The 13,075-nt window shown below is 73.4% G+C and carries 11 protein-coding genes; 5 read left to right on the top strand and 6 right to left on the bottom strand.

The window, feature by feature from the left end:
* Nucleotides 1-14: 14 nt before the first annotated feature.
* Complete coding sequence (locus AC3EN4_RS20965) at nt 15-1,589, top strand: Na+/H+ antiporter (RefSeq protein ID WP_435207434.1); 1,575 nt, start codon at nt 15-17, stop codon at nt 1,587-1,589.
* Complete coding sequence (locus AC3EN4_RS20960; RefSeq protein WP_422739437.1) at nt 1,586-1,843, top strand: UBP-type zinc finger domain-containing protein; 258 nt, start codon at nt 1,586-1,588, stop codon at nt 1,841-1,843. The genes AC3EN4_RS20965 and AC3EN4_RS20960 overlap by 4 nt, the downstream gene beginning before the upstream one ends.
* Nucleotides 1,844-1,846: 3 nt before the next feature.
* On the opposite strand, the gene AC3EN4_RS20955 is transcribed toward AC3EN4_RS20960, so the two are convergent.
* From AC3EN4_RS20955 to AC3EN4_RS20945, 3 genes are all read right to left on the bottom strand, one after another.
* Nucleotides 1,847-2,380, bottom strand: coding sequence for a GNAT family N-acetyltransferase (locus AC3EN4_RS20955; RefSeq protein ID WP_435207433.1), 534 nt, complete (start codon nt 2,378-2,380; stop codon nt 1,847-1,849).
* A 157-nt stretch (nt 2,381-2,537) separates the two neighbouring features.
* Entirely contained in the window at nt 2,538-3,065 is a 528-nt protein-coding gene (locus AC3EN4_RS20950; protein WP_435207487.1) for an HNH endonuclease signature motif containing protein, read from the bottom strand.
* On the bottom strand, nt 3,037-3,798 hold the full coding sequence (locus tag AC3EN4_RS20945; protein ID WP_435207432.1) for a DUF222 domain-containing protein: 762 nt from the start codon (nt 3,796-3,798) through the stop codon (nt 3,037-3,039). The genes AC3EN4_RS20950 and AC3EN4_RS20945 overlap by 29 nt, the downstream gene beginning before the upstream one ends.
* Nucleotides 3,799-3,886: 88 nt before the next feature.
* On the opposite strand from AC3EN4_RS20945, the gene AC3EN4_RS20940 reads away from it, so the two are divergent.
* Both AC3EN4_RS20940 and AC3EN4_RS20935 read left to right on the top strand, forming a co-directional pair.
* Nucleotides 3,887-4,543, top strand: coding sequence for an HAD family hydrolase (locus tag AC3EN4_RS20940; RefSeq protein WP_435207431.1), 657 nt, complete (start codon nt 3,887-3,889; stop codon nt 4,541-4,543).
* Nucleotides 4,544-4,688: 145 nt separating this feature from the next.
* A complete protein-coding gene (locus AC3EN4_RS20935) occupies nt 4,689-5,564 on the top strand; it encodes an aminoglycoside phosphotransferase family protein (RefSeq protein WP_435207430.1) in 876 nt (291 codons plus the stop codon).
* Between the two features lie 53 nt (nt 5,565-5,617).
* On the opposite strand, the gene AC3EN4_RS20930 is transcribed toward AC3EN4_RS20935, so the two are convergent.
* Nucleotides 5,618-8,227 carry a glycoside hydrolase family 9 protein gene (locus AC3EN4_RS20930; RefSeq protein WP_435207429.1) on the bottom strand — a complete coding sequence of 870 codons (2,610 nt, stop codon included), beginning with the start codon at nt 8,225-8,227 and terminating at the stop codon, nt 5,618-5,620.
* Between the two features lie 250 nt (nt 8,228-8,477).
* On the opposite strand from AC3EN4_RS20930, the gene AC3EN4_RS20925 reads away from it, so the two are divergent.
* On the top strand, nt 8,478-9,203 hold the full coding sequence (locus tag AC3EN4_RS20925; protein WP_422739442.1) for a PP2C family protein-serine/threonine phosphatase: 726 nt from the start codon (nt 8,478-8,480) through the stop codon (nt 9,201-9,203).
* Nucleotides 9,204-9,210: 7 nt separating this feature from the next.
* Here AC3EN4_RS20925 and hrpB read toward each other — a convergent pair whose 3' ends face one another.
* Nucleotides 9,211-11,814 (bottom strand): ATP-dependent helicase HrpB, encoded by a 2,604-nt coding sequence (gene hrpB / locus AC3EN4_RS20920; RefSeq protein WP_435207486.1) that lies wholly within the window; start codon nt 11,812-11,814, stop codon nt 9,211-9,213.
* Between the two features lie 149 nt (nt 11,815-11,963).
* Nucleotides 11,964-12,797 carry a SigB/SigF/SigG family RNA polymerase sigma factor gene (locus AC3EN4_RS20915; RefSeq protein ID WP_422739443.1) on the bottom strand — a complete coding sequence of 278 codons (834 nt, stop codon included), beginning with the start codon at nt 12,795-12,797 and terminating at the stop codon, nt 11,964-11,966.
* Nucleotides 12,798-13,075: the final 278 nt, after the last annotated feature.

The raw sequence follows: 13,075 nt of genomic DNA, 5'->3' as shown, positions 1-13,075 counted from the left end.
TAGGCTCGTACCCCATGGAAAGCCTGTTTCCGGTCGTCGTCTTCCTGGCGATCGCCACCCTGGGCGCGGCGTTGGCCCGCCGCCTCGGCCTGCTCGCGCCGATCGTGCTCGTCGTACTCGGATTGGCGTTGTCCTTCGTGCCGGGCTTCCCGCAGATCCACCTCGAGCCGGAGTTGGTGCTGATCGGCATCCTGCCGCCGTTGCTGTACGTCGCGGCGCTGGAGACGTCGGTACCGGCGTTCAAGAACAACATCCGGCCGATCCTGCTGCTCGCCGTGGGTCTGGTGCTGTTCACCGCGTTCGCGGTGGGCGTCGTGCTGCACCTGCTGCTGCCGCAGGTCCCGTTCGCGATCTGCCTGGCCCTCGGCGCGGTGGTCGCGCCGCCGGATGCGGTGGCGGCCACCGCCGTCGCCCGCCGCGTCGGGCTGCCCCGCCGGGTGGTGACCATCCTGGAGGGGGAGAGCCTGGTCAACGACGCCACCGCGTTGGTGCTGCTGCGGGTCGCGACCATGGCCTCCGTCGGCTCGACGGTCGGCACGGCAGACGTGGCCGTCGAGGTGCTGCGCGCGACCGGCGGCGGCATCCTGATCGGCGCCCTCGGCGCGGTGGTCTTCGGCTTCCTGCACCGGCGGATCAGCGATCCGCTGCTGGACAACGCGCTGTCGTTGATCATCCCGTTCGCGGTGGTGTTCACCGCCGAGCACCTGCACGCCTCCGGCGTGGTCGCCGTGGTCGTCACCGGACTGGCCCTCGGGCACAAGCTGCCGCTGCTGCTGTCGGCGGCGTCCCGGTTGCAGGTCGGTGCGTTCTGGCGGCTCGTGCGGTTCCTCCTCGAAGGGCTGGTCTTCCTCCTGGTCGGGCTGCAACTGCGCGAGGTGCTGGGGGACCTGCACGAGCCGGCCGGCTCCCTCGTCCTGATCACGTTCGCGGTGCTGGCCACCGTCTTCCTGACCCGCTTCGTCTGGCTCTTCCCGGCCACCTACCTGGCCCGGCTGGTCCCCCGGATCCGCCGGCGGGACGCCGCCCCGTCCCCGAAGTTCCCGATCATCATCGGCTGGGCGGGGATGCGCGGCGTGGTGACGCTCGCCGCCGCCCTCGCCCTGCCGTTGACGCTGGCCGAGGACGAGCCGTACCCGCGGGCCCTGTTCATCTGGCTGGCCTTCGCGGTGATCGTGGTCACCCTGGTCGGCCAGGGGGCCACCCTCCCGCTGGTCGCCCGCCGCCTGAAACTGCCCCAGGACGACCCGGTGCAGGACGCGTTGTCCGCCGCGGGCGTGCAGCAGCAGGCCAGCAGGGCAGCGCGGGACCGCCTGGAGGAGCTGGCCGACAGCGCGCCCGCGCCCGTGGTGGACCGGCTGCGCCGGGTGCAGGAGGACCGCACCAACATGGCCTGGGAACGGCTCGGCGGCGACGAGCGGGAAACCCCCTCGCAGGCGTACGGTCGGCTGCGACAAGAGATGATCGACGCCGAGCGCGACGTCTTCCGGGCGGCCCGGGACTCCGGTCGTATCCCTGAGGAGGTACTGGTGCGGGCCTATCGTGACCTGGACCTGGAAGAGTCGCTGCTGCGGCAGGAGGTGGAACAGTGAGCTGTCAGCACCTGACCGAGGCCGGCACCGCCGAGCCCCGTACCCCCGACGAGTGCGCCGACTGCGTCGCCATCGGCAACACCTACTGGGTGCACCTGCGTACCTGCCTGAGCTGTGGGCAGGTCGGCTGCTGCGACTCGTCGCCGAACCAGCACGCGAGCAAGCATTTCGCCTCGACGGGTCACCCGGTGATCCGCTCGGCGCAGCCGGGCGAGGCGTGGCGCTGGTGCTACGTCGACGAGGAGATCGGCTGACGCTCAGTCGAGCCGGCGCACGAGCAACTGCCCCGGCCACGGCGCACGCCCCGGCCGAACCACGGTGAACGGTTCGGTCGGGGTGAAGCCGCAACCCTCGTAGAACCGGACCAGGGCCCGGTCGTCGCCCCCGTAGCAGTCCACCCGCAACAGCCCCAGCCCGCGTGCCCGGGCCAGTTCAGCCGCGTGCTCCAACAGGCGGGCCCCGATCCCCAGCCCGGCGTACGCCCGGTCGGTGACCAGCAGCCGGACGTACAGCTCCGGCTCGGTGGCCGGGGGAACGTGTTCGGTGGCGGCACCCACTACCAGCGCGCCGACCGGTCGGTCGTCCACCATCGCCAGGTGCAGGTCGCCACTCGTGGCCCACTCCTTCGCGCGGGCGATCTGGCCGGGATCGGTGGACGGCGCCCGGGTGCCCCACTGCCCGGTCCGGCCGCGCGCGACCAGCCAGGCGGTGGCGACGTCGAGCAGCCGCAGCACGGCCGGCGCGTCGTCCGGGCCGCCGGGACGGACGCTGATGGTCGACTCATCGGTCATGCCCGGCATCCTGCTACACCTAACGGGTGCCCAGCGACTGCCGTGGTGGCGACGTTAGGCAGGCTGGAGCAACCTCGGCGGTCCCGAACGACGCGAGGCCGGTCACACCACCGCACTGAAGGCCCTGGCTGGTCGCAGCCGGCGGGCTCGGAGCCCGTCACGTCCGCCGGTGGTAGTGGTTGCGGCGGGGGACCTGTGCGGGGTCGAGCCAGGCTGGTGGGACGAATTCGGGGTGGCCGTCGCCGCCGAGGCGGACCCTCCACTCGCCCTGGTGCACGTGCCGGTGGTGGTGGCCGCAGAGCAGCACCGAGTTGGTCAGACTGGTGCCGCCGCCGTCGGCCCAGTGGCGGATGTGGTGGGCGTCGCACCAGCGTGGTGGTCGGTCGCAGCCGGGGAAGGCGCAGCCTCGGTCGCGCAGGACCAGGGCGCGGCGCAGGGGACCGGTGACGAGTCGGCGTTGCCGGCCCACGTCGAGGATCTGACCGTTGCTGCCGAGCACGGCGGGCAGGATCGCCGCGTCGCAGGCCAGCCGACGGACCGTCTCCGGGGTGAGCCGTGGCCCGGTGTCGAGGGTGCCGGCATCGAGTTGCCGGGCCAGCACGTCGAAGCTGGTGGTGACGACGATCTGGGCGGGCTCACCGCCGTGGTCGGGCAGCTCACCGGTGCGTAGGGCGAGCCGGCACAGGTCGGCGAGCGCGTCGTGCCGGCGTTGGCCGGGGCAGCGCGGGTCGTCCGGACCCGGACGGTGCGGTCAGCGGGTCGAGGGCGGCGCGCAGCAGACCGGCGGCCTCGGCGTCCAGGTGACCGGAGAGCCGCAGCCGGCCGTCGCGGAGCTCGGAGAGCGTGACATGACGGTCGCGGTCGGCACGGCGCGCCTCGGCCTCCAGCGCCGCCCGGGCGGCGGCCTCGGCAAGCTCGGGAGCCACGTGGTCGAGGACCCGGCGGCCCAGCTTGCGCAGGAGCCTCGGCTCGAACTGCCCGGCCCATCCGACCAGGACGCCGACCGCCTTGTCGGCCGCCTCGGCCCCAGCGGCCGTGTGCACCGTCTGGACGGTCTCGCCGATGACCCGCGCCTGCTCGACAGAGATGACTCCGTCGGCCAGCGCGGCGCGTACGCCGGGTGCTCCGGTATCGAGCGCGCTGGCGAGCTCGACCAGCCGGCGCGCGGCGGAACCGTCGAGCCGCAGGCGCTCGCGCAACCAGACCGCCGTCGACGACGCGCCCTGCGCCCGGGCCGTACCCCGCCCGTCCACCTCGCGCACCAGCGACAGTTGCACGGCCGCCACGCGCTGCGCGAGCCGGTGCGCGGCGTCGAGGGCCGCGACGAGGTCCTGCTCGGGGAGAGCCCACACCGGCGCGTCGCGGCAGTCGGCGACCGCCGCCTCCGCTGCGCCAACGCCTCCACCATGGACCGACATTAGAACAGGTGTACGACAAATTCGGGCCCATGGGCATCGACGTGGCCGCCTATGATCGTCGCTGGTTGCAGCGGGACGGGGGCACGGGTTGATCAATGCGGTGTTCTTCGATGTCGGCGGGGTGATTCTCGACGAGTCCCGCGAGTTCGCGGCCTGGGCCGACTGGCTCGGCGTGCCACGGCACACCTTCTCGGCGGTCTTCGGCGCGGTGATCGCCCGAGGACTGGACTACCGGGAGACGTTCCGGACCTTCCGGCCCGACTTCGACCTGGAGGTCGAGCTCGACCGCCGAGCCGCCGCCGGGCAGCCGGAGACGTTCGGCGCCGAGGACCTCTACCCGGACGCGCGTGGATGCCTCGCTGCCCTGCGCGATCAGGGTCTGCTGGTGGGCCTGGCCGGTAACCAGCCGGCCCACGCCGAGGCGACCCTCCGCTCTCTCGACCTGGACGTGGACGTGATCGGCACGTCGTACTCCTGGGGTGTGGCGAAGCCCGCGTCGGCCTTCTTTGACCGGGTCGTGGCCGAGGGCGGCGGCGACCCGTCGTCGATCCTGTACGTCGGGGACCGCCCCGACAACGACGCCCGTCCGGCCCAGGAGGCCGGGATGAAGACGTGCCTGATCCGGCGCTCACCGTGGGGGCACATCCTCGACCTGCCGGCCGTGGCCGACCGATGCCTGTTCCGCGTCGACTCGCTGCACGAACTGCCGGACCTGGTCGCCGCACACAACAACCGAGCCGACTAGCCGCGCCGCGCACAACAGCCGAGCCGACTAGCCGCGCCGCGCAACAGCCGAGCCGACTAGCCGCGCCGCGCGCAACAGCCGAGCCGACCAGCCGCACACCACAGCCGAGCCGCGGTCGTAGGGTTTCGCTGTGACCGTGCGGAGGATGCCAGCTGCGGAGGTTCCGGTCTCGGTCGAACTGGTGCGCGGTCTGCTCGACCAGCAGCACCCCGATCTGGCGGACCTGCCGGTCGAGATCCTGGCCAACGGCTGGGACAACCTCGTGTGTCGGCTCGGTGCGGAGTTGCTGGTCCGGTTGCCTAGGCGGGCCATCGCCGCCGAGCTCATCGCGCACGAGCAGCGTTGGCTGCCGGAACTGGCCGGCCGCCTGCCGTTGCCGGTGCCGGCGCCGGTACGGGTCGGGCAGCCGACGACCGAGTTTCCCTGGTCGTGGAGTGTCGTGCCGTTCTTCCCGGGCCGCATCGTGGCGCGATCCGCGCCCGACGACCCCTGGTCGGCAGCGGCGACGCTCGGCACCTTCCTGGACGCGCTGCACAGTCCGGCTCCGGCGGAGGCGCCGGTCAACCCGGTACGCGGGATTCCACTGCTCGGGCGCGCGCCGGGGGTCCTGGACGGGCTCACGCACGTCGACCCGGCCGATCGTGCCGCCGCGCTGCGGATCTGGAAGGTGGCCGTCGCCGCACCCGTATGGGACGGTCCGCCGCTGTGGCTGCACGGGGACCTGCATCCCGCCAACATCCTGGTCGACCGGGGCCGGATCAGCGCGGTGATCGACTTCGGCGACCTCACCTCGGGTGATCCCGCGACCGATCTGTCCGTGGCCTGGCTGCTGTTCCCAAGCGAGCAGCGTGCTGCCCTCCGGCAGGCGTACGGCCGCGCGGACGACGCGACCTGGGAGCGGGCACGCGGGTGGGCGCTTGCCCTGTCCCTGGTGTTCCTGACGCACTCGGCGGACAACCCGCTGATGCGCGGCATCGGCGAGCGTGCCTTCCGCCGGGTGCTGGACTCGTTGAACTGCTGACGGGTGGTCCTGGTGGCCGCCCCCGGGGGAAGGGCGGCCACCAGGGGTCGCGGTCAGGACAGCGCGCAGGCGTTCCCGTTGACGGTGACCAGCCCCGGGTTGGGGTTGGCGCCGCCGTTTGTCGTCGCGTTGAAGCCGAACGTCACCGTGCCGCCAGGGGCGATCTTGGCGTTGTACGACTCGTTCTTCGCGGTGACCGTCGCGCCGGACTGGGTGACCTTCGCCAGCCACGCCTCCCGGACACGCTGGTCACCGGTGAACGCGAACCGGGTGGTCCAGCCGTTGACGGCGGTCGAGCCGGTGTTGCGGATGGTCAACTGGGCGGTGAACCCGGTGTTGCCCTGCCAGGCGCCGTAGTTGGCGTAGTTCACCGAGCAGGTGATGGCCGGTACCGCACCGGCGTCACCCTGGTCGGCCAGGAACGAGGAGATCCAGGCCAGCGCCGAGTTCCAGTTGATCGCCACCTCGTTCGTGGAGTACGAGTTGATGTCGTCGACGTAGCAGAACATCGGCTTGCAGCCGGCGAGCAACTGCGCCACGAACGGGTCCTGAAGGGCCGCGTTCGCGCCACCGGCGAGGGAGCCGGCCGGCGGGCGGGGCAGGTTGGCGTCGAGCTGGTGACCGAAGATCCGGCTGTGCTGGTTCTGCGCGGCGTGCTCGCCCCAGCCGGTGACGTAGGAGATGTTCAGGGCGTTGCGGCCCAGGATGTAGTCCATCGCCTGCACGGCGCCGTCGCGGTAACGGGCGTCGCGGGTCAGGTCGAAGGCGGTGGCCAGGACGACCGCGTTGTTGATGATGCTGCTGTTGGCGCCCCAGAAGTAGCTGTCCGCGTCCCCGGGCATCGGCAGCCCGTACGCCTGGCGGTTCAGTTCGGCGAGGTACGCGTCGGCGGCGGCGGTGACCGAGGCCCGGACCCGGGTCAGGTCGGCGGCGGGCAGCCCGTTCGGCACGGTGGCCAGGTCGAGGCGGCCCAGCGCGGCGACGCTCTGCCAGCCGAAGCCGCGCGGCTCGAACACGTTGCCGGTGTGGTGCGGCGACGCGGTCAGGTCGGTCAGGTAGGTCTGCGCCCCGGTGGTCAGGTACAGCTCGACCGCCGCCCAGTAGAACTCGTCGGTGACGTTCGAGTCGTCGTACGCGCCGCCGCCGGTGCCGTCGGTCGGGCTGGCGTACACCGCGGGGTGTGCCTTGGCGGCGGCGTAGGCCGTCTTCGCGGCGGTGCCGCAGCGGGCCGCGAACGCCGCGTCGTACGGGGCGAAGAGCCGCGCGCACTGGGCGGCGGTCGCGGCCATGTTGAGGGTGGCCGCGGTCGACGGCGCGTGCAGCTCGCGCGGCTGCGGGTCGTCCTGCGGGGCGAGCGGCAGGCCGGTCCAGTTCTTGTCGTGGATCTTGTGGTGGACCATGCCGGCGAGCGGCTTTCCGGCCGGCACCTGCATGCGCAGCAGGAACTCCAGCTCCCAGCGGGCCTCGTCCAGGATGTCCGGGACGCCGTTGCCGCGCTCGGGCACCCGCAGGGTGCTGTCGGCCAGCCCGGCGCCGCCGTTGGCGGTGGCCGCCGTCTTGGTCCGCTCGAAGGTGTTCAGCAGCTGGTAGGTGGCGATGCCGCCGTTGACCACGTACTTGCCGTGGTCGCCGGCGTCGTACCAGCCGCCGCGCACGTCGAGCGAGTAGTCGCAGACGCCCGGCTGGCAGGGCACGCTGGTGTCGCCCTGGTTGGGCGCGACGCCGAGGTGGCCGGCCGGGCGGGCGTACTCGTCGCCGATCAGGTCACCGTCGATGGCGATGCCGCTGCGCTGGGCGTAGAAGAACTGCAGCGAGTCGGAGCGCAGTTGCTTGTAGAGGGTGCCGGAGATGTCGAACGGGTGGCTGGTCTCGCCGTCGACGGTGAGCGTCAGCCCCGCGCCCGGGGTGCGGTAGCTGGAGAAGTCGACGGTCTGCACGTTCTGCCCGGAGGCGGCGTCCACGCCACGCGCCGTGGTGGTGCCGCTGGCCAGGACCGCGCCCGCGGCCGAGCGGAGCTGCCAGGGCAGCGGCGTGGTCGCCTCGGTGACCACGGTGGCGTTCTTCGGCCCGCCCGGCAGGTAGCCGACCTGGTTGACGCGGACCCGGGGCCCGGTGTCCGGCTCGTACGGCGCGGGGGGCTCGCCGCCGCGCAGCGACACGTCGTCGAGGCAGATGGTCTGCGCCTGTGCGCTGCCACCGACCTGGAAGATGAGCTGGGCGTTCTGGTTGTCGTCCGGGACGGTGAAGGTCGACTCGATGCGCTGGACGGTGCCGGTGGCGGCGGCGTCCACGGCCGCGTACGTGGTGTACGGGGCGCTGCCGAGCTGGAGCACGGCCTTCACGGCGGTGCCGGGAGTGGCGGTGATGTCGAAGCCGAGCGTGTACTCGGCCCCGGCGATCAGCGGCACGCCGTCCTGGCCGATGCCGGCGTCCCACGGGTTGGCGAGTCCACCGGGGACGGCGGCGCAGAGCCGGCCGTCGGTGACCCCGAGGGAGTCGGTGCCGTAGGAGAACCACGGGCTCACGCCCGCGCTGAAGTCGCCGTTGTCGATCTGCTCGGGGGCGTCCGGGGGCGGGTCGGCGTAGGCCGCGCCGGCACCCGCGCCGGTGAGGGCCAGGGCGGTCGCCGCAGCCAGGAGGAGGCGACGTTTGGATGGCGTCACGGGGTAGTCCTTCCGGGACGGGAGGTGAGGCAGGTGGCGGTGTCGACCTGGGAGCGCTCCCAGGTCGAAGCTCGATGTTTCCAGTGGTGGTTCGTCCTGTCAATTGATCCGACTGGATGGGATCTGCCGTCCGACGAGGGCATGGAGCCCGCCGTGGCACGGAACGCGAGACGTGAGATTGGCCGCGCCACGCGCCGTCGTCCTGATCTCCTAGAGACAACTGCGCCCTTCGCCTGGCAGGCTGCCTCCCATGACCCTGAAGCTGCGTTCCGTGGGAACGAGCGACCGTGGGCTGATCCGCAGCGGAAACCAGGACGCCCTGCACGCCGGCACCTGGCTCGTCGCCGTGGCCGACGGCATGGGCGGAATGGCCGCCGGTGACCTCGCCAGCTCGCTCACCATCGACGCGGTCGCGCCGCTGGACGTGGAGACACCCGAGGACGCCCTGGTGGCCGCCCTCCAGGACGGCATCGCGCTGGCCACAGCCCGCATCCGGCAGGCGGTCGTCGACGATCCCGAGCGCCAGGGCATGGGCACCACGTTGACCGCGCTGCTCTTCGCCCGTACCGGTAGCTGCCTGGCCCTCGCCCACGTCGGTGACTCGCGGGCCTATTTGTTCCGCGAGGCCGTGCTCAAGCAGATCACCCGCGACGACACCTTCGTGCAGATGCTCGTCGACCAGGGCGTGATCACCCCGGACCAGGCGAGCAGCCACCCGCGCCGGGCCGTCGTCACCCAGGCGTTGCAGGGGGACGAGGTCTCCCCGTCGTACGCGACGATGGTGCCCCGGGCCGGCGACCGGTGGCTGCTGTGCAGCGACGGCCTCTCCAACGTCGTCCGCCCGGACACCCTGGCCGAGGTGCTCGCCGCCTACCCCGACCGGTCCGCCTGCGCCGGCAAGCTGATCGACCTGGCGCTGCACGCGGGCGCTCCGGACAACGTCACCGTCGTGGTGGCCGACGTCGTCGAGGAGTAGGCCCTCCTCAGCGTCGGCGCGGCGCGGCCCGCCGGGTGGGCGTGGCGGTGTCCGGGTCCTCGGGCCACGGATGGCGGGGATAGCGACCCCGCAGTTCGGCGCGGACCTGGGGATAGCCGGTCCGCCAGAACGACGCGAGGTCCGCCGTGACCGCCACCGGCCGGCCGGCGGGGGAGAGCAGGTGCAGCAGCACCGGCACCCGACCACCGGCGATGCGCGGGGCCGTCGCCCAGCCGAACGTCTCCTGGAGCTTGACCGCGAGCACCGGCGCGGCCGGGTCGGCGTAGTCCACCCGGACGCGGGAGCCGCTGGGCACCTCGATCCGCTCGGGCGCCAACTCGTCCAGGCGCGCGGCCTGCGCCCAGGGCAGCAGCCGGCGCAGCGCCGAGGTCACGTCGACCCGGTTCAGGTCGGCACGCCGCCGGGCGGCGGCCAGCTCCGGCCCCAGCCACGTCGGCAGGGCGGCGAGCAGCGCCTCGTCGTCGACCTCCGGCCACTCGGCGTCGAGGTGCAGCCGGCAGAACGCCATCCGTTCGCGCAGCCCGCGCGCCGCCGGGGTCCACGGCAGCAGTCCCAACCCCTCCTGACGCAGGCCGGTGAGCAGCGCCGCCGCGACCTCCGCCCGGTCCGGGCGGTCCAGTCGCCGCGCCACCAGCTCGATCGCGCCCAGTCGGGTCACCTCCCGGGCCACCACGTCCCCGTCGGACCAGCCCACCTCCCGGAGCGTCGACAGCAGCGGGCCCGCCGCCTCTCGCGCGGTCGCCTCGTCCAGCGGCGTGGCGCGGCGGATCCGCGCCGAGGGCGCGCCGGGGCGGCGGTCCGCGACCGCCACCGCGAGCCAGTCGGCACCGGCCAGCTGAGACCCGGCCGCCAGCTCCGCGGCGGTCCCGCCCGTCATGAGGTACGACGTTCCGCCCGGCCGCCGCACCCGGGCCAACCGCTCGGGGTACGCCAGACCGACGACCAGGCCGGCGGCGAGATCGTCGGTGAGGTGGTCGCGGTCAGCGGGTGCGCCGGATGGAGACGTCGCGGTGGTGCCGGGCGACGGTGCGGTGCCGGGCGCGGCGGCTGCCCGGGCACGTCCGGAACCGGCACGGCTCCCCTCCGGCAGTGCAGCGCGCAGACGGCGTACCTCGGCACGCCAGCGGGCGGTGGCTCCCGCGTCGACGCCGGCGCGCAACCGACGCCAGCCGGCCACCAGGTCGTCGCCCGGCCCGGCGACGCTCTCCTCGGCGAGCAGGGCGACCACCTCGGCCGCGCGGTCGACGCCGACCCGGTCGGCGGCGTCGAGCAGCGCCCGGGCCAGTCGTGGGTGCGCCCCGGCGGAGGCGATGGCCCGCCCCCGCCCGGTGATCCGGCCCGTCCCGTCGATCGCGCCAAGCGTTTCCAGGGTGTCCCGGGCGACCGTCATCGCCGCGGTGGGCGGCGCGTCGGGCAGCGCCAGCCCGACGCCGTCCGGGCTGCCCCAGGCGGCCAGCTCCAACGCGAACCCGGTCAGGTCGGCGGTGGCGATCTCCGGCTCCGGCCGGGCGGGCAGCCGGTCGTGTTTGGCTTCGGACCAGCAGCGGTAGACGTGCCCGGGTGCCTCGCGGCCGGCCCGGCCGGCCCGCTGGGTGGCGGCGGCCCGGGAGACCGGCACGGTGACCAGCGCGCCCAGGCCACGGGCCAGGTCGATGCGGGGCACCCGGGACAGCCCGGCGTCCACCACCGTCCGTACGCCCGGCACGGTGAGGCTGGTCTCGGCCAGCGCGGTGGAGAGCACCACGCGCCGCCGGTCGTCGGTCCGGGGCCGCAGGGCCGCGTCCTGCTCGGCCCCGCGCTGACGGCCGTGCAGGGGTAGTAGCGCGACGGTGTCCCGCAGGTCGGCGAGCCGTCCGGCGACCGCCGCGATCTCACCGGCCCCGGGCAGGAAGACCAGCACGTCGCCGTCCTGTTCGCGCAGTGCCCGCCGGACGGTGGCGGCCACGTGGTCGAGCAGGGCGCGGTCCACCGGGCCGGCCCCGGGCGGCGCGACGGGCCGGGGCGGCGGCGTCCAGATCCGCTGCACCGGGTGCAGCGCCGACTCGGCCCGGACCACCGGGGCCGGGGCGCTCCCGCCGAGCAGCGCGGCGAACCGGTCGGTGTCCGGCGTGGCGGACATGGCGAGGAGCCACAGGTCGGGCCGGAGCGTGGCCCGGGCCTCCACCGAGAAGGCCAGCGCCAGGTCGGCGTCGAGCTGTCGCTCGTGGCACTCGTCGAGCAGTACCGCGCCGGTGCCGGGCAGCTCGGGGTCGTGGTGCAGCCGACGAACCAGCAGGCCGGTGGTCACCACCTCGATTCGGGTGGCGGGGGAGACCTGCCGCTCGCCACGGACCGCGTAACCGACCCGGTCGCCAACGCGCTCGCCGAGCAGGTCGGCCATCCGCCGGGCCGCGGCGCGCGCCGCCACCCGGCGGGGCTGGGCGATCACCACCCGGCCGTCGACCCGGTCGGCCACCGCCAGCGGCGCGAGGGTGGTCTTGCCGGTGCCCGGCGGCGCGACCAGGACGGCGGCACCGGCCGCGTCGAGCGCGCCGAGCAGCGCCGGCAACGCCGGGCGGACCGGCAGGTCCAGGGTCACGTCGGAGAGCACGGCCCAGTCTCGCACCGCCCGGCGCACCGCCCTGCGGGCCGGCTACCAACGCGAACGGCCGGGCCGCCGCCCCGAAGGGAAGCGACCCGGCCGGTGTTCACACGATCGAGGACCGGGGCGACGCTGACCCGCCCCCGATCGTGAAGCCCCTAGTAGGTGCCGTCGAGCTGGCCCCGCAGCTTGGTCAGCGCCCGGGCGAGCAGCCGGGACACGTGCATCTGCGAGACGCCGATCTGGTCGGCGATCTGCGACTGGGTCAGGTTGCCGTAGAACCGCAGGGTCAGGATCTTCTGCTCCCGCTCGTCGAGGGTGGCGAGCGCGGGGCCGAGAGCGACCCGCAGCTCGGCCAGCTCGAACTCGTTGTCCTCGCCGCCGAGCATGTCGCCCAGCTCGGTGGCCCGGTCACCGTCGCCGGTCGGGGTGGACAGCGACACCGCGTTGTACGCGCGGGCGCCTTCCAGGCCCTCCAGGACCTCTTCCTCGGTGAGCTTGAGGTGGGCGGCGATGTCGGCGACCGTCGGCGAGCGGCCGAGGGTCTGCAGCAGCGAGCTGTTGGCGTCGGAGATGGCCAGGCGCAGCTCCTGGAGACGACGCGGTACGCGGATGTCCCAGGTGCGGTCGCGGAAGTGCCGCTTGAGCTCACCGATGATGGTGGGGATCGCGTAACCGGCGAAGTCGACGCCGCGCGTGGGGTCGAACTTGTCGATGGCCTTGATCAGGCCGACGGCGGCGGTCTGCGCCAGGTCGTCGGTCGGCTCGCCCCGCCCGCTGTAGCGGTGGGCGAGGTGGTTGGCCAGCGGCAGCCACGCCTCGATCGCGCGGTCGCGGAGAGCGGCGCGCGACGGGTGGTTGGCGGGCAGGGCGGCCATGGCGTTGAGGAGATCGGCGGCGCTGTCGGTGAGCGCCCGCGGGTCGAGCTTGGTGGTGCTGGTCTGCTCGGCTGTCGTGCTGCTCGCCTGCTCGGTGATCGTTGACGCGGTCATGGTGGTCCTCCCTGCACCTCGTCCGCGGACAAAAATAAGTGGCGCTTCGGTTTAGCTTCAGTTGGGCCGTTCGGGAGTCACCTTAACCTGATCGGCTCCCGGAAATCTAGCCGAAAGGTTGATGTACTTAAGGTGTGTCACGCCACAAATCCCCCATAGGGGGCGACGATCGCGTGGGTTGTGAGGACCCTTACCCGTTTTTCCGGGGCGATCCTGCGGCACCCGGTCATCCGGGCGCGCCCGGCCGGTCGGAGGGTGACCCTCCACCGACCGGTCAA

It is taken from the genome of Micromonospora sp. bgisy143, from assembly GCF_057708145.1.
The sequence above is the reverse complement of the archived record's forward strand: the minus strand, read 5'-3'. Positions and strand labels throughout refer to the sequence as shown.